Annotated in this window: 16 protein-coding genes and 1 pseudogene; 11 read left to right on the top strand and 6 right to left on the bottom strand. The window is 53.3% G+C overall.

Annotated elements, in window-relative coordinates; genetic code table 11:
• Positions 1 to 106 precede the first annotated feature (106 nt).
• Positions 107 to 1,519 (top strand): annotated as a pseudogene (locus H7A81_RS09220) (DUF3458 domain-containing protein); the annotation flags it as partial.
• Positions 1,520 to 1,661: 142 nt separating this feature from the next.
• Here the strand turns inward: H7A81_RS09220 and ssuB are convergent.
• The 5 genes from ssuB to ssuE are packed head-to-tail and all read right to left on the bottom strand — an operon-like array spanning position 1,662 to position 5,927.
• A complete protein-coding gene (gene ssuB, locus H7A81_RS09215) occupies positions 1,662 to 2,453 on the bottom strand; it encodes an aliphatic sulfonates ABC transporter ATP-binding protein (RefSeq protein ID WP_058959672.1) in 792 nt (263 codons plus the stop codon).
• Positions 2,450 to 3,238: an aliphatic sulfonate ABC transporter permease SsuC gene (ssuC, locus tag H7A81_RS09210; protein ID WP_034820490.1), complete on the bottom strand. Its 789-nt coding sequence runs from the start codon at positions 3,236 to 3,238 to the stop codon at positions 2,450 to 2,452. The genes ssuB and ssuC overlap by 4 nt, the downstream gene beginning before the upstream one ends.
• 10 nt (positions 3,239 to 3,248) lie before the next feature.
• Entirely contained in the window at positions 3,249 to 4,394 is a 1,146-nt protein-coding gene (ssuD, locus tag H7A81_RS09205; protein WP_182057314.1) for an FMNH2-dependent alkanesulfonate monooxygenase, read from the bottom strand.
• An 11-nt stretch (positions 4,395 to 4,405) separates the two neighbouring features.
• On the bottom strand, positions 4,406 to 5,365 hold the full coding sequence (locus tag H7A81_RS09200; RefSeq protein ID WP_182057313.1) for a sulfonate ABC transporter substrate-binding protein: 960 nt from the start codon (positions 5,363 to 5,365) through the stop codon (positions 4,406 to 4,408).
• A gap of 10 nt (positions 5,366 to 5,375) precedes the next feature.
• Positions 5,376 to 5,927: an NADPH-dependent FMN reductase gene (gene ssuE, locus H7A81_RS09195; protein WP_182057312.1), complete on the bottom strand. Its 552-nt coding sequence runs from the start codon at positions 5,925 to 5,927 to the stop codon at positions 5,376 to 5,378.
• Positions 5,928 to 6,671: 744 nt separating this feature from the next.
• On the opposite strand from ssuE, the gene H7A81_RS09190 reads away from it, so the two are divergent.
• The 5 genes from H7A81_RS09190 to H7A81_RS09170 all read left to right on the top strand — a co-directional run bounded on the left by H7A81_RS09190 (position 6,672) and on the right by H7A81_RS09170 (position 11,915).
• Positions 6,672 to 7,478, top strand: coding sequence for a hypothetical protein (locus tag H7A81_RS09190; protein ID WP_182057311.1), 807 nt, complete (start codon positions 6,672 to 6,674; stop codon positions 7,476 to 7,478).
• A 95-nt stretch (positions 7,479 to 7,573) separates the two neighbouring features.
• The gene (locus H7A81_RS09185) at positions 7,574 to 9,091 is read left to right on the top strand and encodes a lipopolysaccharide biosynthesis protein (protein WP_182057310.1); all 1,518 of its coding nucleotides are present in this window, start codon (positions 7,574 to 7,576) and stop codon (positions 9,089 to 9,091) included.
• A gap of 2 nt (positions 9,092 to 9,093) precedes the next feature.
• Positions 9,094 to 10,095, top strand: coding sequence for a glycosyltransferase (locus tag H7A81_RS09180; protein ID WP_255478929.1), 1,002 nt, complete (start codon positions 9,094 to 9,096; stop codon positions 10,093 to 10,095).
• A 117-nt stretch (positions 10,096 to 10,212) separates the two neighbouring features.
• Positions 10,213 to 11,223, top strand: a complete 1,011-nt coding sequence (gene pyrD, locus H7A81_RS09175; protein WP_034820474.1) for a quinone-dependent dihydroorotate dehydrogenase — start codon at positions 10,213 to 10,215, stop codon at positions 11,221 to 11,223.
• A 149-nt stretch (positions 11,224 to 11,372) separates the two neighbouring features.
• A complete protein-coding gene (locus tag H7A81_RS09170; RefSeq protein ID WP_034820471.1) occupies positions 11,373 to 11,915 on the top strand; it encodes a cell division protein ZapC in 543 nt (180 codons plus the stop codon).
• Positions 11,916 to 11,919: 4 nt separating this feature from the next.
• On the opposite strand, the gene H7A81_RS09165 is transcribed toward H7A81_RS09170, so the two are convergent.
• Positions 11,920 to 13,029 (bottom strand): YcbX family protein, encoded by a 1,110-nt coding sequence (locus H7A81_RS09165; protein WP_182057308.1) that lies wholly within the window; start codon positions 13,027 to 13,029, stop codon positions 11,920 to 11,922.
• A 97-nt stretch (positions 13,030 to 13,126) separates the two neighbouring features.
• On the opposite strand from H7A81_RS09165, the gene rlmKL reads away from it, so the two are divergent.
• From rlmKL to pqiC, 5 genes are read left to right on the top strand one after another with little or no spacing between them, the layout of a single operon-like run.
• Positions 13,127 to 15,244, top strand: coding sequence for a bifunctional 23S rRNA (guanine(2069)-N(7))-methyltransferase RlmK/23S rRNA (guanine(2445)-N(2))-methyltransferase RlmL (gene rlmKL, locus H7A81_RS09160; protein WP_182057307.1), 2,118 nt, complete (start codon positions 13,127 to 13,129; stop codon positions 15,242 to 15,244).
• Between the two features lie 5 nt (positions 15,245 to 15,249).
• Complete coding sequence (locus tag H7A81_RS09155) at positions 15,250 to 17,163, top strand: ABC transporter ATP-binding protein (RefSeq protein WP_182057306.1); 1,914 nt, start codon at positions 15,250 to 15,252, stop codon at positions 17,161 to 17,163.
• Positions 17,164 to 17,179: 16 nt separating this feature from the next.
• Positions 17,180 to 18,463: a membrane integrity-associated transporter subunit PqiA gene (gene pqiA, locus H7A81_RS09150; protein ID WP_034820456.1), complete on the top strand. Its 1,284-nt coding sequence runs from the start codon at positions 17,180 to 17,182 to the stop codon at positions 18,461 to 18,463.
• Positions 18,435 to 20,078: an intermembrane transport protein PqiB gene (gene pqiB / locus H7A81_RS09145; RefSeq protein ID WP_182057305.1), complete on the top strand. Its 1,644-nt coding sequence runs from the start codon at positions 18,435 to 18,437 to the stop codon at positions 20,076 to 20,078. Before pqiA ends, pqiB begins: the two co-directional genes overlap by 29 nt.
• Positions 20,075 to 20,641 (top strand): membrane integrity-associated transporter subunit PqiC, encoded by a 567-nt coding sequence (gene pqiC, locus H7A81_RS09140; RefSeq protein ID WP_166931966.1) that lies wholly within the window; start codon positions 20,075 to 20,077, stop codon positions 20,639 to 20,641. The genes pqiB and pqiC overlap by 4 nt, the downstream gene beginning before the upstream one ends.
• Positions 20,642 to 20,766: the final 125 nt, after the last annotated feature.

The raw sequence follows: 20,766 nt of genomic DNA, 5'->3' as shown, positions 1-20,766 counted from the left end.
CATGCCTCTGGTCCTCTAGCTTTTCCCTGCACGTCGTTTTATCGTGCCACGGGGCCTGGCTCGGCCTTCACCAGGTCGTTCGCTCTTTCCCTACACGGCGCTCTTCCGGTCGATGCAGCTCTATTTTGAGCGTCACGATGGTAGTGCGGCCACCTGCGACGATTTTGTTCAGGCGATGGAAGATGCCTCCAATGTTGATTTGTCACAGTTCCGTCGCTGGTACAGCCAGGCGGGTACACCGGTGCTGACGGTGCGTGATGACTACAATCCTGAGCTGGAGCAGTACACGCTGCACGTGACACAACACACGCCACCAACGGCCGAGCAGAAAGAGAAGTTGCCGCTGCATATCCCGCTGGATATCGAACTGTACGACAACGAAGGCAAGGTGATTCCGCTGCAGCATAACGGCCATCCGGTGCATCATGTGCTGAATGTCACCGAGGAGTTCCAGACCTTTATTTTCGATAACGTGCACTTCCAGCCAGTGCCTTCGCTGCTGCGTGAATTCTCGGCGCCCGTGAAGCTCGATTATAAATGGAGCGATGCGCAGCTGACCTTCCTGATGCGTCACGCCCGCAATGATTTCTCGCGCTGGGATGCGGCGCAAAGTTTGCTGGCGACTTATATTCGTCTGAATGTCGCGCGCCATCAGCAGGGACAACCGCTGTCGCTGCCGTTGCACGTGGCGGATGCCTTCCGCGCGGTGTTGCTGGAAGAGCAGGGCGATCCGGCGTTAACCGCGTTGATTTTGTCACTGCCTGGCGAGAATGAAATCGCCGAGCTGTTTGACGTGATCGATCCGCTGGCGATTTCTGCGGTGCGTGCGGCGCTGGTGCATGCGCTGGCAACCGAACTGAGCGATGAATTGTATGCCGTGTATCTGGCTAACCAGAGCCAGGAATACAAGGTGGAGCATGCAGAGATTGGCAAGCGCGCACTGAAAAATGTCTGCCTGAGCTATTTGGCGTTCGCCGATGCAGAGCAGGCGGATAAGTTAGTGCAGGTGCAGTATCAGCAGGCGACCAATATGACGGATGCACTGGCCGCGCTATCAGCAGCAGTGGCAGCGCAGTTGCCGTGTCGTGAAGCCTTGCTGGCCGCCTATGACGAGCGCTGGCATCAGGATGGCCTGGTGATGGACAAATGGTTTGTGCTGCAAGCCACCAGCCCGGCGGACAACGTGCTGAGCAAGGTGCGTGAACTGCTCAATCACCGTTCTTTCACCATGGGTAACCCGAACCGCATTCGTTCACTGATTGGGGCTTTTGCGGCCGGCAACCCAGCAGCGTTCCACGCCAAAGACGGCAGTGGTTATCAGTTCCTGGTGGAGATGTTGACCGATCTCAACACGCGTAATCCACAAGTGGCGGCGCGTATGATCGAGCCATTGATTCGTCTGAAACGTTATGATGCCGGTCGTCAGGCATTAATGCGTAAGGCGCTGGAAACGTTAAAAGGTCTGGATAAGCTGTCGGGCGATCTGTACGAGAAGATCACCAAAGCGTTGAACGCCTGATAAGGTGTAAGCCGCATCACGATGATGCGGCTTTTGCTAATTCGCTGCCACTTCCTCTGGTTGCGTGGAGTAACAGTGGCAATATCCCGCTCGACTTCGACTTCGACTTCGACTTCGACTTCGACTTCGACTTCGACTTCGACTAACGCTGCTGGGCGAATTTCAGCGGCTGATCTGCCGGACTGCGCTTCATCACACGATCCAGCACTTCTGCTTCCAGTTCCGCCAGTCGCGCCGATCCACGTCGACGTGGTCGCGCGAGGTCCACGGTTAAATCTAGCCCAATCTGCCCCTCTTCGATCAGCAAAACGCGATCGGCCATCGCCACGGCTTCACTGACATCATGGGTGACCAGCAACACCGTGAAGTTATGTTGTTGCCATAGCGATTCAATCAACCCCTGCATCTCAATACGCGTCAGTGCATCCAGCGCTCCGAGGGGTTCATCCAGCAGCAATAAACCGGGTCGATGAATCAACGCGCGAGCCAGCGCCACGCGCTGTTTTTGCCCACCCGATAGTGCCGCTGGCCACTCGTTAGCGCGATCGGCTAAACCCACCGCCTCCAGAGCTTCCAGTGCGGCAGCCCGCCATTCACGCCCCTTTAAACCCAGGCCCACATTATCGATAACTTTTTTCCACGGCAGCAGACGTGCATCCTGGAACATGAGACGCGTGTCTTCGCGTGCTTGCGCTAACGGCGCAGTGCCTGCCAGCAGCTCACCGCGCGAAGTGGATTCCAGTCCCGCCAGCAGGCGCAGCAGGGTGCTTTTACCGCATCCGCTGCGGCCCACTACCGCAACAAACTGCCCTGCCGGGATATGCAGATTGATGTTGTTGAGGATGGTGCGATCACCATATTGCTTGCTGACGCCGTTAACGCCAACCGGGGTGCCGCTGTTCAGACGCGACGGGCTTAAAGTTGCGTTGCTCATGCGTTCTCCTTCAATTGATAAGCCGGATGCCAGCGCAGCCATACGCGCTCCAGCAGTTGAGCGGCGACATCGGCCAGTTTGCCGAGCAGCGCATAGAGAATGATGGCGACCACCACCACATCGGTTTGCAGGAATTCGCGTGCGTTCATCGCCAGATAGCCAATGCCAGAGTTGGCCGAGATTGTTTCAGCCACAATCAGCGTCAGCCACATCAGGCCGAGGGCAAAGCGTACGCCGACCATGATCGAAGGCAGCGCACCTGGCAGAATCACCTGAATAAACAGACTCCAGCCAGACAGGCCATAGCTTCGCGCCATCTCCACCAATCCACGGTCAATATTGCGGATGCCGTGATAAGTGTTGAGGTAAATCGGGAATAAGGTGCCGAGTGCCACCAGGAAAATCTTGGCTGACTCATCGATGCCAAACCAAAGAATCACCAGCGGGATTAATGCCAGGTGCGGCACGTTGCGTAGCATCTGTACCGAAGTATCCAGCAAGCGCTCACCCACGCGTGAGGTGCCAGTGATCAAGCCGAGCACCAGACCGATCGATCCGCCAATGGCAAAACCAATCGCCGCGCGCCAGCCACTGATGGCAAGGTTTTGCCACAGTTCGCCACTGACCGTCAGTTTCCAAAAGGTAATGATGATGTTTTCGGGTGACGGCAGGATACGCGTTGAAAGCCAACCTACCTGTGAAGCCAGCTGCCATACCGCGACCAGTAGCACTGGTAATGCCCAGGGCAGCAGGGCATTACTCAGCTGTTTTTGAAACTTTGCCATCCTGAACTCCTTAGCTCTGAGACACTTTCTGCGGGGTGAAATCATTGGCTACCGCTTCACCGTGCGCTTGCACCACACGAGGTTTCGGCACTTCTGGGATGGCCAAATCAAGGTGTGGGAACAGTAGCTCACCGACACGATAGGCTTCTTCAAGATGCGGATAGCCTGAGAGAATAAAGGTCTCGATGCCGAGGTCGCTGTACTCCTGCATACGTGCAGCCACGGTTGGGCCATCGCCCACCAGCGCAGTACCGGCACCGCCACGCACCAAACCCACGCCTGCCCACAGGTTCGGGCTGATCTCCAGCTTGTCAGGGCGGCCACCATGCAGCGCAGCCATGCGCTGTTGTCCGACAGAATCGGTACGGGCAAAGGCCGCCTGCGCTTTGGCAATAGTGGCATCGTCAAGATGAGCAATCAGGCGATCCGCTGCCTGCCAGGCTTCTTCATTGGTTTCACGCACGATGACGTGCAGACGAATGCCAAAGCGCACTTTACGGCCCTGTGCCGCCGCTTTGGCACGAACTTGATCAATTTTCTCTTTGACTAATGCCGGAGGCTCGCCCCAGGTGAGATAAACATCGACCTGCTCAGCGGCGAGATCCTGCGCGGCATCGGATGAACCGCCAAACCACAGCGGTGGACGTGGCTGTTGTACCGGTTTGAACATCAGGCGTGCACCGCGCACTTTGACGTGTTTACCCTCGTAATCCACGGTTTCGCCTTCTGAAACGCGACGCCATACGCGGGTGAACTCCGCTGATTCTTCATAACGCTCACGATGATCGAGGAACACGCCGTCCCCCGCCAGCTCTTCAGGGTCGCCGCCTGTGACCAGGTTAAACAGCGCGCGCCCGTTGGACAGACGATCAAGCGTCGCGGCCTGGCGCGCTGCCTGCGTCGGTGAAATCACGCCCGGACGCAGCGCCACCAGAAAGCGCAAACGTTGCGTCACCGGAATCAGTGACGCGGCCACCAGCCAGGCATCTTCACAGGAGCGGCCGGTGGGGATCAGCACGCCGCCAAAGCCAAGGCGATCGGCGGCCTGAGCAATCTGCTGCAGATAACCGTGATCGACAGGACGCGAACCTTCGGCGGTGCCAAGATAGTGCCCATCACCGTGGGTGGGGAGAAACCAAAAAACGGATATGCTCATGATTCAATTCCTTATGGCTGGGCGGACTGTGGATGCCAGATGCGGTCAGTGATGTTCACTTTTACCGGCATCAAATGATTGGCATAAAACAGGTCGGCCGTTTGCTGTTGGGCCTGCGCAGTATGTGCGCTGACCGGCGTAATCGTGGTGGGTGGACGATGGTCGAGATAGCTGGCAATCACCGGCTTGGGTAAGCCCATCGCTTGTGCCAGCAGATCAATACTTTGCTCGCGTTGGCTGCGGGTGAGCGCGTCAGCATCGCTGAAGGTTTGCAGCACTTGCTGGATAAATGAACCGTTGGCTTCGGCATATTTGCGTGTGGCTAAATAGAAGGAACCGGTCTGGTTGAGCTTGCTGCCATCAGCCAGTACGCGCACGTTGCCTTGCAGTAAGGCGGCAGAGTAGTAGGGATCCCAAATAGCCCAGGCATCGACATCGCCCTGCTGGAAAGCGGCTCGCGCATCGGCAGGGGTCAGATAAGTGGGCTGGATATCTTTAAAGCTCAGACCTGCCTGTTCGAGCGCGCGCAGCAGCAAGTTGTGTGAACTGGAGCCTTTCTGGAAGGCGACTTTATGGCCTTTCAAATCGGCCACACTGTGAATCGGGCTATCTTTGGGTACCAGAATCACCTCAGCCTGAGGTTTCGGTGGTTCGGAACCGACATAAAGCAGATCCGCGCCTGCTGCCTGTGCAAACAGCGGTGGAATATCACCGGTGCTGCCTAAATCAATGCCATCGACATTCAGCGCCTCCAGCATTTGCGGGCCCGCGGGAAATTCAATCCATTTGATCTGGGTATGGGGGAAACGTTGTTCCAGCATCTGGTGAGATTTTGCTAACACCATGCTCACCGATCCTTTTTGATAACCCACACGCAATTGCGCCGGGGCATCAGCGGCAACGACGTTGGCACTCAGGGCAAATAGCGCAGCAAAGGCTGGCAGCAGTAAATTCGTAAACATCCTTTTCATGATTCTTCCTTTATACCGCTTGAGCGTAAGGTTGATGGCGACGATGCAGTGCATGCCAGAATGTATCCAGCGCGTCGTCGATGCGTTCGGCCAGCTGTGGATCCAGCTCTGGCTGGCGGTCGTAATTCACTATTTGCGTATCGGTGGCAAACACCCCATGCAGCACTTCCTGAGCTTTCAGCGCATTCAATACCGGCTTGAGCGCGTAATCCACGGCCAGTAAATGGGATGCACTACCTCCGCTGGCCAATGGCAACACCACTTTGTGTTCCAGAGCGCGTTCTGGCAGTAAATCAAGCAGGGTTTTCAGCGCACCCGAAAATGAAGCTTTATAAATAGGAGTGGCAACAATCAGTCCGTCTGCCAGCGCCAGGTCGGCTTTCAACGCATTAAGGGCTGGGGAGTCAAAGCGCGCATAGAGCAGATCGTCCGCCTGGAAGTTGTGAATATTCCAGGGAATGACTTCAACACCGCGTGCTTCCAACGCGTGCTGGCACAGGCTGAGCAGTGCAGTAGAGCGCGATGGGAAGCGAGGGCTGCCCGCCAGCGTAATAACTCGCATGGTCACTCCTTATAACTTAAAGTTATTGATTATCTGATATTGAGAACTGATGTGTTCAATACTGGCAGAGCGCGTGCGCGGGTATAAATGATTTATCTGGCAAACTTAAGCCGAAATATGGGATTGGCGGGAGGGGGATGTTTTTGAGAAAGGCATGTCGTGTTCTGGGCTAAGGATATTCTGAAAACCGAGTGAGATGAATGCTTCTCACTTAAGCACGGGCGTGAGTATCACTCAGGGGAATGGTTAATTTGGATGAAGTTTCTTATTAATAGAGTGTTTGAAAGAGAAAATGAAGGATGAACGAACCTTTCAAAAGATAAAAGAATATTTTTTCTTTTACGAATGAATGGGTAGAGGGGGGAGGATCAAATCGAAGTCCCTTTTTTGAGCGGCTAGTCATTTCTGGATAGGGGTGTAACTCTGGTAAATAATGGATTAATCCGTGATTAAGTGTTTCCAAAAGCGTGCAAACATTAAAAACAAGACATGCCTTGCACCTGTTCTGGCTAAAAACTGTTATCTTTATTCTCGATGCTTTAGCCCTAATTCAGAAAGCTTAAACAATTCAGATTAGGGTGACGTCTGGAAGGCCGACAAAGAGTGAATTCTCTGCCTTAAGCCTGTTTATAATCTGTTGAGATTAATTGCGCTAAAAACCTTCATCAGCTTGTCTGATATTTTTTACTTGAGCATTTCATTGGGAAAGGTTCAGGTTTTCATCTTTTATTGGGGATATAAAATATGGAACGCTTTTCTCCGGATCACGATGTGTCTGGCCCAGCGATGAACGCAGGGCAAGAAGATCGACTTCTATCAGATTTAACCCTTCGCTGCTATGAGCTCCAATCGGTTATCACCTCTCAACGCTTTAATTTGGTCAATACAGACCCTGACAGGATTGCAGGATTGAATGAGGATGACTTCTTACTGTTTGTACCCGCTGGCTTTACGCCTGCAGACGCACTGTTGCTGGAGGTCGCTAAATGCAGCGATCAGCGTCCCGAGCTGAACTGTTTAATCCAACCTCTGTCCCCTCAGCACACCCTTAAAACGGGATTGCAGTCTTCATTACAACTCTTTCAGCAGTTACAGAACGGGCAGCATTGGTGTCAACATTACCTCGTCATCCTGCGTGTTGCGCTTGTTTACGCCGCAACACCCTTGAATCGCATGCGGGATGTGATGCTCGCTGGGTTGATTAATACGGAGTCCGTCTGGGTACTGGATACCTTAAATAGCGCCAGTGACGAAAAAGAGTGTGCCACGTTAAGCTATCAACAGTTTATGCAAGAGTATGAAAAATTGACCCGAATGACGCATTATCTGCCTGAAAGGAATGCTTATCGGCAAAGTTATTTAAGGGGTGGATTATTGAACCTGATTCAGCAGGACTTAAATCATACAGACAAACTCTCTGATAATGTGCGGCACGCCATTCACTATTTCTCAGAGCAGTTTCCTGCACAGGGTGTCATGGAAAAACTCATGTTGAAACAACCGGACATCTATTTCAATCTAATGAAAGTCAGAAAAACCTCTGTTGTATGAGACCAACGTTGGTTTTAAGAATTAGTCCCGTGTGCGCCGAGCTGTTTTTATGTCACGCTAATTCTCCTTGAGAAAAACCTGACACCAAAACACTTATGTCGATTAAACGTAACGCGATTGCCAACTATGTTGGCCAAATCTATCTGACGCTGTCAGGTATTTTGGTGGTACCACTTTATATTCAACATTTAGGAATGGAAGCTTACGGTCTGGTCGGCTTCTTTTCTATTTTATTGACGTGGTTACAACTGCTGGATGCCGGGGTTTCTACTACCTTGATGCGTGAAGCTGCGCGCTATCGTGCCAATCAAGCCGAATTTGTCTGGTTCCCGGCGCTGTTTGCCACCTTGACGCGATTCTTTCTGATTTCAACGCTGATCCTTGTGGTACTGGGTTGGCTTGCCACGCCGTGGATTGCCGCTCATTGGCTCAATGCGCAACATCTGCCAGCCAGGGATGTGGTGATTGCGGTTGGCATTATGGTCATTACCGCGGCCATACGCTGGCGTACCAGCCCGTATCGTAGCGTGATTGTCGGATTTGAACATCAGGTCTGGCTAAATGGCGTTAACCTGATCATCACCACTTTGCGTACTTTTGGTGCCGTGGTGGTGATTCAGTTTTTCCCTAACCCTGTGCTGACCTTCTTTATCTGGCAATTGCTGGTATCGATTGCCGAAGCGGCATGCTGTATCTACAAATCCTGCCAACTGGTCCCACGTTCCGCGCGCAAAGAGAAGCGTGATGACCTGAAAGGAGTATTGCGGCCCTTTATTCGTTTTGCGCTCAGCGCGGCCTACTCCAGTGCGGTCTGGACCTTTATTTCACAGATTGACCGACTGGTCCTGTCCAAAACCCTGCCGCTGAGCCAATACGGTTCGTTTACCGTGGTGGCGACTGCGGCTACCGGCATTCTGCTGCTCAGCAGCCCGATCATGCAGGCGATTGTGCCGCGCATGACCGGCATGAAAACCCTTAATGAAGGCGATGCGGAAGCGCTAAAACTCTATCGCTATACCACTCAGGCCGTCGCGATATTTATGGCGCCGCTCAGTATGACCATTGCCTGCTACGCCGGACCGCTGCTTTGGGCCTGGACCCAGAAAACCCAGATTGTTGATGAGATGTCATTTGTGCTCAGTCTTTACGCGCTGGGCAGCGGCATTCAGGCCATCTGTGGCCTGCTTTATCACCTGCAATACATCAACGGCAATCTCAAATTGCATATGCAAGGCTTCAGCGTGTTCGCATTGATTTTGGTACCGCTCAACATCTGGTGCGCGATGCATTTTGGCGCGCTGGGTACTGGATGGTTGTGGCTGGGGCAAAACATCTTCTATTTAGTGGGTTGGGCATGGCTGGTACACCGCCGTTTCGCGCCCGGTCTGCATTTCACCTGGCTCACTCGTGATGTGATGTTGATTTGGGCGGCATCCGCGCTGATGGCCTGGTTAAGCACCTTCTTGCCTATCGACTGGAATCAAAACCGTTGGATTAACCTGCTGTGGTTAGGCCTGATTGGCGCAATCAATCTTGGTGTGTGCTGTTTGCTGCATAGCCTGGTGCTAAAGCGTCTGCGCTTGCCGTTATTCAATGTTGAGGAGAGAGGATGAGAATGTTGACATCTCGCCGCGTGCCGACCGTTTCTGTCATCGTGCCAAACTGGAACTGTGCCCCGTGGCTGCCAGAAGCGATGGGTTCGTTGTTACGTCAATCATCACCGCCCGATGAGATCATTATCATTGATGACGGTTCCAGTGATAGCAGTGTGGCCTGGCTCACCGCTTTCGCTGCTGCGCATCCGCAGGTCACACTGCTGAGCGGTGAACGCGGCGGCGTCAGCGCGGCGCGTATGAAAGGACTCGCCGCAGCCACCGGTGATTTTGTCTATTTCATGGATGCGGATGATTTCGTTTCGACTGAACTGTTTGCTGATTTTCGACGGGTACAGGCCAGGCATCAGGAGATTGATCTGTTCTGTTTTGGCGCCAAGATGTTTCTTGATCTGCCTGTGGCGCAGCGCCAGTATCAACGTATTCATCAACGTCATGTCAGTGGTTTATTGCCCGGGGGCAGGGCAAGTCTGCACATTTTGCTGCAACACCAGTCGGCACATCGCGTGGTGTGGAGCTCGATCATGTCGCGACGTTTAATCGATCAGCTGGCGTTGCAGTTCCTTCCCATTCAGAACCACGAAGATGCGCCCTGGATGTTTGCGCTCTATATGGCCGCGCGTCAAATCTACTGCACCAGCCAAAGCTACTACTACAAGCGCTTCATGCTCAGTTCATTGTCACAGAGCACGCGTGACTTTTCGTGGGTAAAAAATTACTTCATTGCGCGGCAAAGCAGCGAGCAGTTTTTACGCGACCAGCAGCAACCCGTTGATGAGTTGTTGTTGGATGATTACTACCAGACGGTGATGAAGGGCTGTCTCGCGCAAATCCGTAAAAATCACATGACCGTGCCCAATGAATGGCAGGCTCCGGTGAATCAAGTGGTAAGTAAGATGCTGCAACAGGATTCGCGCCTGAAGCTGCTGTGGTATTGCCCGTCGATTTACCTCGGATTGCAAAATGTTCGTGAACAAGTCGGGCGCTATTCTGCACGTCGCTGACCGTGATCAATTCTCCCGCTGCTGATTAAATTTACTTTTGCGCCAGAGGCCTTTACCATTCTGGCGCACAAATTTCCGTGCACCCGACTTCTTCGCTTCCGCCATTCAGGAGAGTGCATGTTATATCCTATCGTCCGGCCGGCGCTGTTTAAGCTCGATCCAGAGCGTGCGCACGAACTCACCTTTCAACAATTACGTTTTATCAGCGGAACGCCGCTGGAAGGACTGATTCGCCAGTCGCTGCCGTCACGACCGGTGACCTGCATGGGATTGACTTTCCCTAACGCGCTGGGGCTTGCTGCAGGCCTCGATAAAAACGCAGAGTGCATTGATGCCTTTGGTGCGATGGGTTTCGGCTTCGTGGAAGTCGGGACGGTGACGCCACGTCCACAGCCTGGCAATGATAAGCCGCGCATGTTCCGTCTGGTGGAAGCGGAAGGGATTATTAATCGCATGGGCTTTAATAATCACGGCGTCGATCACTTAGTCGAGAACGTTAAAAAAGCGCGTTTCAAAGGTGTGCTCGGTATCAATATTGGCAAAAATAAAGATACGCCAGTGGAGCAAGGCAAAGACGATTATCTGATCTGCATGGAAAAGGTGTATGCCCATGCCGGTTATATCGCCATCAATATTTCATCGCCAAACACACCTGGATTACGCACGCTGCAATATGGCGAAGCGCTGGACGATCTGCTTTCGGCGATCAAATTAAAACAAAAAGAGCTGCAGGAACGGCACCTTAAATATGTGCCGGTCGCGGTGAAGATCGCGCCGGATCTTTCTGAAGAAGAATTGATCCAGGTTGCCGACAGTTTGGTGCGCCATGAAATTGACGGTGTCATTGCCACGAATACCACGCTCGATCGTGCTTTAGTTGCCGGACTTAAATATGCCGATGAGATGGGTGGATTAAGTGGCCGTCCGGTACAGTCACGCAGCACTGAAGTGATTCGCCGCTTGTCGCAAGAGCTGCAAGGTCGCTTACCTATTATTGGCGTCGGTGGTATTGATTCACTGGTTTCCGCTCGTGAAAAAATGGCCGCAGGGGCCACATTGGTGCAGATATACTCTGGCTTTATTTATAAAGGCCCAGGTTTAATTAAAGATATCGTGACCCATCTCTAAGACATTTCCCACTTTCCCGCGCCGGGGGGTTTATTTATCCCTTCGGCTCGTTTATATTTTGTCCTGCTGATGTTTTTTTCAGCTTTTCCTTAGAGCTTTATTTTTTCATTGAGCGCCATTTAGCGCAGCGATTAACCACAGGGCACATCATGAAAATCAAACCTGATGATAACTGGCGTTGGTATTTTGACGCAGAGCACGATCGTATGATGCTGGATTTGGCCGATGGCATGCTATTTCGTTCGCGCTTCTCGCGTAAAATGCTGACACCGGATGCCTTTAATGTCAGTGGTTTTTGTGTCGATGACGCTGCCCTGTATTTTACGTTTGAAGAGCGTTGCCGACAGAGTGGATTAAAAGGCGATCAGCGCGCTGAATTAGTCTTAAACGCATTAGTGGCGAGTCGTTTTTTAAAACCGCTCATGCCAAAAAGCTGGCATTTCACCAGCCATACCCAGAGTTGGCAACCCGCATCAGGCGATATGGTAGCCGTGACGCTGGCCGATAGCGGCGAACAGGCGCAATTGCTGGTGGTCGAGAGTGGCGAAAATGCGGCGTTGTGTCTGCTGGCGCAAAATACATTATCGGTAGCCGGTAAAGGTATGCAGTTAGGCGATGCCATTAAGATCATGAACGATCGTTTGCGGCCGCATCAGCAGGAACAAAACGCCCACTTTGCGCGGGCGGTTTAAGCGTTTAAGCCAGAACAATATCGCCTGCTGGAATACAGCTACAACTGAGAATCGTTCCGTCTGCGCGCACTGCGCTCTGTTTCAGCGCTTTCACTTCGCCCGATACCAGCGTCATCTTGCAGCTACCACATATCCCGGCACGACACGAGTAGGGAATGCGAAAGCCCTGCATCTCCAGTTGTTCCAGCAGCACTTGCTGGTTGTCGCCGGTAAATTCACTGCCCTGATAGCCAATGATCACTTCTGCCTGTTGGCTGGCAGGCGGTTTGAGGGTTTCCACCACCGCGCCCGCTCCGTAAGCTCGCGGTGTCTGACGAGCCAAAACCGTGAGCTCATCGCCGACGCGGATCACGCCGCTGTTGCGGGCGATCAGATTCAGACCGAAATCGATATCTCCGCTGCCGTCCTGACCGCTGCGGAAACGTTGTAACGTGGCCAGGGGTTCACCTTCGGGATGTTTGCGCCCGCTTTCGGTACCCACGGTGGTGAATACACAGCGGCTGCAGGGTTTGGGCATATCAAAAACAATCTCGCCGATTTTAACCTGTTTCCAGCTATCTTCATCCCAAGCTGGCGCGCCGCTGACCACCAGGTTGGGGCGGAATTGCTCAACGCGTACGCTGGCCGGGCAGCGCTGCTGCAGATCCTGCAGTGACGACATATTCACCAGCAGGAAGGGAAAACCATCCGCGAAACTCAGCGATACCTCATCAAATTTTTTCACCCGTCGCGTGGGAGTAACACCGGTCCAGCGCAATTGCACCGGACGCGGAAAGAATTCACTCAGCCAATTATTGATTTCAGCGGGCGCAATATGCGAGGTGAAATGATTCCCCCAAACTTCAGTGGGTGACAATTGTGCCGTGAAATCGCTGAAGCGAATTAAGGCCTGGCTGCCATCCGGGGCATTTAAAAATAAGCCATCAGGCAACAGCGCGGGGGTAAAACGCACCATGTCCGGATACTGTCGCGCAGTAATAAAAGTGCCGTCCAGTTCGGTCACCATGAAGATGCGATCAAACGCCAGACCACTCTCCAGCACCTGTGCATGAGACAGCTGCAAACCGCGCATCGATTTGACCGGATGAATATAGAGGCGAGAAAGCGTAATCATCGAAACTCCAACAGGACAAAAAGAAGCTAACTTTATGACATAGGACGCTGATTCGCTATAATGCGCAACAATTTTAGCAAGAGTAAAAAGTGACGATATGAATTCTCTGTTTGCCAGTACGGCGCGTGGGCTCGAAGAGCTGTTAAAAACTGAGCTGGACGCGCTGGGTGCGCAGGATTTGCAGGTGGTGCAGGGCGGCGTCCACTTCCGTGCCGATGACCGTGTGATGTACCAAAGCCTGCTGTGGAGCCGACTGGCTTCGCGTATTTTGCTGCCGCTGGGAGAATTTGGCGTCTGGAGCGATCTCGACCTGTATGTGGGCGCGCAGAGCATTCCCTGGACCGAGATGTTCGACAGCAGCACCAGCTTTGCAATTCACTTTAGCGGTACCAATGAGGTGATCCGCAACAGCCAGTTCGGTGCATTACGTATCAAAGATGCGATTGTTGACAGCTTTACGCGTCAGAATCTGGAGCGTCCAAGCGTGGATCGTGAACAGCCAGGCATCCGTATTAATGCGTGGCTGAATAAAGATCGCGTGAGCATCGCACTGGATCTGAGCGGCGATGCGCTGCATCAGCGTGGCTATCGTCAGCAAACCGGTCAGGCACCGCTGAAAGAGACGCTGGCGGCCGCGATAGTGATGCGTTCTGGTTGGCAGAGCACCACGCCATTGATCGATCCGATGTGCGGTTCTGGTACTTTACTGCTGGAAGCGGCACTGATCGCTACCGATCGCGCGCCGGGCTTGCTGCGTACTCATTGGGGTTTCAACCGCTGGAAAAACCATAATCAGGCGGTCTGGCAAGAAGTACTGGCTGAGGCGAAAGAGCGTGCCCGTGAGGGGACGGCGGCCACAACCGCGCGCTTCTTCGGTTACGACAATGACAGCCGCGTGCTGGAATCCGCGCGAGCCAATGCGCGTCGTGCTGGCGTGTTCGAGCTGTTCACTTTTGCCCAGCAGGATGTGATTAAGCTGAAGAATCCGCTGGCGGGCCAGGAGATCACCGGCACCGTGCTGAGCAACCCGCCTTACGGCGAACGTCTGGAAAGCGAACCCGCGTTGATTGCGTTGCACAGCCTGCTGGGACGCATTATGAAACAGCAGTTCGGCGGCTGGAATCTGTCTCTGTTTAGTGCGTCACCGGAATTGCTGAGCTGTTTGCAGCTGCGCGCCGATCGCCAGTTCAAAGCCAAAAACGGCCCACTGGAATGTGTGCAGAAAAACTATCAGCTGGCCGCAACCAGCGGTGAAGGGAGCGCGCAAATTGCCGAAGACTTTGCCAACCGTCTGCGTAAGAACATCAAGAAGCTGGAAAAGTGGGCGAAGCAATCCAACATTGAATGCTATCGCTTGTATGATGCCGACTTGCCGGAATACAACGTCGCGGTAGACCGCTACGGCGACTGGGTGGTGATTCAGGAATATGCACCACCGAAAACCGTGGATGCCAATAAAGCACGTCAGCGTCTGTTTGATGTGATCAGCGCCACCCTGAGCGTGCTGGAGATCCCGGCCAATCGCCTGGTGATGAAAACTCGCGAGCGCCAGAAAGGCAAAAACCAGTATCAAAAACTGGGCGAGAAGGGCGACTTCTTCGAAGTGCAGGAGTTTGACGCGCGCCTGCTGGTGAATCTGACCGATTATCTCGACACCGGCTTGTTCCTGGATCACCGTCTGGCCCGCCAAATGCTGGGCAAAATGAGCGCGGGTAAAGACTTCCTTAACCTGTTTGCCTACACCGGCACCGCCAGCGTGCACGCCGGGTTAGGCGGCGCGAAAACCACCACCACCGTGGATATGTCTCGCACTTATCTGGAGTGGGCCGAGCGCAACCTGCGTCTTAACGGTCTGACCGGACGTCAGCATCGACTGATGCACGCCGATTGTCTGAGCTGGCTGCGTGACAGTGACGAACAATTTGATTTGATCTTCATCGATCCGCCGACTTTCTCGAATTCCAAACGAATGGAAGACGATTTTGACGTGCAGCGTGACCACATGATGCTGATGCAGAATCTGAAACGTCTGCTGCGTCGCGGTGGCACCATTATGTTCTCGAATAACAAGCGCGGTTTCAAAATGGACCTGGACGGTTTAGCCGCTCTGGGCTTACAGGCGCAGGAAATTACCCAAAAAACGTTGTCGCAAGATTTCGCACGCAACCGTCAAATTCACAACTGCTGGCTGGTTAGCCACGCCGGTAAGGAATAAGTTTTATGTCACTGATCAGTATCCATGGCGCTTACCTCTCATTCAGCGATGCGCCGCTGTTGGATAACACCGAACTGCACATCGAAGAGGGCGAACGCGTCTGTCTGGTGGGCCGTAACGGTGCCGGTAAATCCACATTAATGAAAATCATCAATGGCGAACAACCGCTGGATGATGGCCGCATTATTTACGAACAAGATTTAGTGGTGGCGCGCCTGCAACAGGACCCACCGCGCAACATTACCGGTTCAGTCTACGATTTTGTGGCGGAGGGCGTTGCGGAGCAGGCTGAGCATCTGAAAGCTTATCACGCGATTTCTCATCTGGTGATGGAAGATCCGAGCGAGAAAAACCTCAACGAAATGGGTCGTCTGCAAACGATTCTGGATCATCAGAATTTGTGGCAGCTCGATAGCCGTATCAATGACGTATTGCAGCAGATTGGTCTGGAAGCTGACACTGAGCTTTCCTCACTCTCCGGTGGCTGGCTGCGTAAAGCCGCGCTGGGCCGTGCGCTGGTGAGCAATCCACGCGTGCTGATGCTTGATGAACCGACTAACCACCTCGATATTGAAACTATCAACTGGCTGGAAACCTTCCTCAAGACCTTTACCGGCAGCATCGTGTTTATCTCGCACGACCGTTCGTTTATCCGCAATATGGCGACGCGTATTGTCGATCTCGACCGCGGTAAACTGGTTTCCTGGCCGGGCGATTACGATCAATTCCTGCTGGGTAAAGAAGAAGCACTGCGCGTCGAAGAGATGCAGAACGCGGAGTTTGACCGCAAGCTGGCGCAGGAAGAAGTCTGGATTCGCCAGGGCATCAAAGCGCGCCGTACCCGTAATGAAGGCCGCGTGCGCGCATTAAAAGCGCTGCGTCGTGAACGTTCAGAACGCCGTGATGTGATGGGCAAAGCCAACATGCAGGTCGGCGAAGCCGCTCGCTCAGGTAAGATTGTGTTTGAGATGGAAAACGTCAATTACAGCGTGGATGGCAAAACGCTGGTGCGCGATTTCTCCACTCAGGTGCAGCGCGGCGATAAGATCGCCCTGATTGGCCCGAACGGCTGTGGTAAAACCACCTTACTGCGTCTGATGCTGGATGAGTTAAAAGCGGACAGTGGTCGCGTGCACTGCGGGACTAAGCTGGAGATCGCGTACTTCGATCAGCACCGTGCTGAACTGGATCCGGATCGTACCGTGATGGATAACCTCGCGGAAGGTAAGCAGGAAGTGATGGTGAACGGTAAGCCGCGCCATGTGCTGGGCTATCTGCAGGACTTCCTGTTCCATCCGAAGCGTGCGATGACGCCAGTGCGTGCGTTATCCGGTGGTGAGCGTAACCGCCTGCTGTTAGCGCGTTTGTTCCTGAAACCCAGCAACCTGTTGATTCTCGATGAACCGACCAACGACCTTGACGTCGAAACGCTGGAGCTGCTGGAAGAGCTGGTGGATGGTTATCAGGGCACCGTGATGCTGGTGAGCCACGATCGTCAATTCGTCGATAACACCGTGACCGAATGCTGGATCTTTGAAGGCAACGGTGAGATTGGTGCCTTTGTCGGCGGCTATCACGATGCGCAATTGCAGCGTAGCGCCTATAAGCAAACCAAGTCCGCTACGGTGAAAACCGCATCCGCTGCGCCCAAAGCGGCAGAGAAAAATCAGGAGCCAAAACGTAGCGCGAACAAACTCAGCTATAACCTGACGCGTGAACTGGAACAGCTGCCGCAAAAACTGGAGCAACTGGAAACACGTATCGGCGAACTGCAGACGAAAATGAGCCATCCCGACTTTTTCAGCCAGCCGCACGACAAAACTCAACCTGTTCTGGATGCGTTAGCGCAGACGGAAAAAGAGCTGGAAGTGGCGTTTGAGCGCTGGGAAGAGTTGGAAGCGCTGAAAAACGGCGCGTAACACAGAGGAAGTCAGTATGTGTGCAACGGATCAGGCGCACCAGTGGATGCTCTGTCCACAGTGTGATTTAACCGTAAAATTGCCTGCCGTGCCGGTGGGCAGTCGCGCGCGCTGTCCACGTTGTCATACCACGCTGACCGCTAACTGGCATGAGCCGCGAAAACGTCCTACCGGGTACGCTTTCGCGGCACTGTTTATGCTGGTGCTGGCGAATCTATTTCCCTTTATCAATATGCATGTGGCCGGGCTGAGCAGCCAAATCTCGCTGCTCGAAATTCCCGCGGTGATGGATCGTGAAGATTACCGCAGCCTGGCGACACTGTTTCTGCTGTTTGTACAGGGGATTCCCGCATTCTGCATGATCACCATTCTGCTGTTGGTAAATCGCGTGCGTATGCCGCACAGTCTGCGCCTTGGGCTGGCGCGTATTTTATTCCAGCTGCGCAGTTGGGGCATGGCCGAAATCTTTATGGCAGGCGTGCTGGTGAGCTTTGTGAAGCTGATGGCCTACGGCGAAATTGGCCTTGGCAGCAGTTTCTGGCCGTGGTGTCTATTCTGTGTATTACAGCTGCGCGCATTTCAGTGTGTAGATCGGCGATGGGTGTGGCAGAGCATGGGTCCACTCCCGGCATTGCCGATGGTGCCGCAAGCCGGAATCAGTGGGTTGAAGCAGGGATTGCGCAGTTGTCCTTGCTGTACCGCTATCTTATCTGTCGGGCAGGCTGAGTGTCCTCGCTGTGGCGTGGTCGCTGCACCGCGACGTAAGCACAGCTTGCAATGGACGTTGGCACTCTTGATCACCTCGGTGATGCTCTACATCCCCTCAAACATCATGCCGATTATGGTCACCGAGACGCTTGGCTCGCAGTATCCCTCGAACATTATGGCCGGGGTGATTCTGCTGTGGAGCGATGGCTCCTGGCCAGTGGCGCTGGTGATCTTTATCGCCAGTATCATGGTGCCTTCACTCAAGATGCTGGCGATTGCCTGGCTTTGCTGGCACGCCAGTGGTCGTGGCCGGCGTGATGATGAGAAGATGCACGTGGTGTATGAGGTGGTGGAATTTGTTGGCCGCTGGTCAATGATTGATGTGTTTGTCATCGCTGTGCTATCCGCGTTGGTGCGGATGGGGCAGCTAATGAGTGTTTACCCTGCGCCAGGCGCGCTATTGTTTGCCATGGTGGTGATTCTTACCATGTTTGCAGCGATGACGTTTGATCCGCGCCTGATTTGGGATCGATTACGGGAAACTGAACGAAAGGAGCCGCGTCTTGACGGACAACCATCACGGGACTGCTAAGGTCGACCAGATTAAACGCTGGTCACCGGTCTGGATCGTACCCATCGTCACGCTATTCATTGGTGGCTGGATCTTATTTTATCATTTCAGCCATCAGGGTCCGGAGGTGACGTTGATCACCGAAAGCGCTGAGGGTATAGAAGCCGGAAAAACCACCATTAAGAGCCGCAGTGTCAATGTTGGCGTAGTGGAAAGTGCAGTATTAACTGACGATCTGCACCATGTGGAGATCAAAGCACGTCTCAATTCTGGGATGGAAAAACTGTTGCATGGCGACAGCGTATTCTGGGTGGTGAAACCGCAAATCGGACGCGAAGGGATTACCGGTCTCGGCACATTACTCTCGGGTGCCTATATTGAATTGCAACCAGGTACGAAGGGCGATCAACCGGAGCGCTATCAACTGCTGGATGCGCCACCTCTGGCACCGCCGGATGCCAAAGGCATTCGCATCACACTCGACAGTAAAAAAGCCGGACAGCTTAATGCGGGCGATCCGGTGCTGTTCCGTGGCTATCGCGTGGGTACGGTGGAATCCAGCACCTTTAATACCGATAAACGCATGATGACCTATCAACTGTTCATCGCCGCTCCGTACGATCGTCTGATCACGACCAATGTCCGTTTCTGGAAAGACAGCGGTATCGCCGTCGATATGTCTGCCTCCGGCATGCGGGTGGAAATGGGTTCACTGACTACGCTGTTTAGCGGTGGTGTTAGTTTTGATGTGCCAGATGGCGCGGAGCTGGGGCAGATCGCCGAAAATAAAGCGGAATACCATCTGTTTGACGATCAGCGCAGCATCCAGGATTCGTTATATACCAACCACACCGATTTCCTGCTGTTCTTTACCGATTCGATTCGTGGCTTGCAGGTAGGCGCACCGGTTGAGTTCCGTGGCATTCGTCTGGGTACCGTCTCGCAAGTGCCTTACACCATTCCAGGTATCAAACAGGCGTTGAATAACGATTATCGTGTTCCGATATTGATTCGCATCGAACCGGATCGCTTTATCAGCCGTCTGGGCGGAGATTTCAACCTTGAACAGCATCTGCAGGATGGCAAGAAGCGAGGTCTGCGCGCCACGCTGAAAACCGGTAACCTCTTGTCGGGTGCGCTGTATATCGATCTGGACTTCTATGACAACGCGCCGGCGTATAAAGGTCCAAATGAGATTGCGGGCCTGGAGGTGATTCCAACGGTCAGTGGTGGATTAAGTCAGATCCAGCAGAAACTGACGGCAGCGCTGGATAAGATCAACGGTCTGCCATTAAATCCGATGATCACCGAAGCGACAGGCACCCTGAAAGAGAGCCAGCGTACGATGCAGCAATTGCAGAAAACCCTGGATAACCTCAATCACATCACTGCCAGCCCGGCGATGAAAACGCTGCCAGAAGATATGCAGCAGACGCTGCGCGAGTTGAATCGCAGCATGAAAGGCTTGCAGCCGGGTTCACCGGCTTATAACAAACTGGTAGGAGACATGCAGCGACTTGACCAGGTGCTGCGCGAATTGCAGCCGGTGCTGAAAACGCTCAATACCAAGAGCAATGCATTGGTGTTTGAAGCCAAACCGGGCCAGGATCCCCAGCCAAAGAGGGCGAAACAGTGAAAAAAGGGCTGATTATTGGTGCGTTGCTGCTCCTGGCAGGTTGTAGCAGCACCATCGAAAACACCTATTATCAACTGCCTGCGGGCAGCAATGTCGCGCGTGTAGACAGCGCATCCAGCGGCAACCAGCCAATGATTTGGGTCGAGCAGGTATCGGTTCCGGATTATATGGCAGGGAATGGTTTGGTGTATCAAACCAGCGATGTAAAGTATGTGATTGCTGCCAATAACTTGTGGGCCAGTCCGCTGGATCAACAACTACAACAGACATTGATCAGCAACCTCAGCAAAGCACTGCCGGGCCGAATTGTTGCCAGTGCTCCGTTAGGTGAGAGCCACGATACTTTGACGGTGAATGTGACCGGTTTCCAGGGGCGCTATGATGGCCAGGTTGTGGTGAGTGGAGAATGGCTCCTGCAACATCAAGGGCGCTTAATCAAACATGGCTTTAATCTGACTCTGCCGCAAAACGAAGATGGCTATGATGCGCTGGTGCGTACTCTGGCTATCGGCTGGCAGCAAACAGCACAACAAATCGCAAAAAGTGTCATTTCGCTAAATTAAGATTTGTTCGATGCTTATGCTAAGTCCCTGATTTGCCGTTGTGTGACGGACATCAAATCAGGGGCTTTTTTTATCGTCTTATCAGCCAGATATACACGGAATTGACAATTATAGATGTCGTTTTA

This window comes from Pantoea sp. ME81 (assembly GCF_903970985.1).
GTDB lineage: Bacteria > Pseudomonadota > Gammaproteobacteria > Enterobacterales > Enterobacteriaceae > Pantoea > Pantoea communis.
This window is presented reverse-complemented; position numbering and strand designations above follow the sequence as displayed.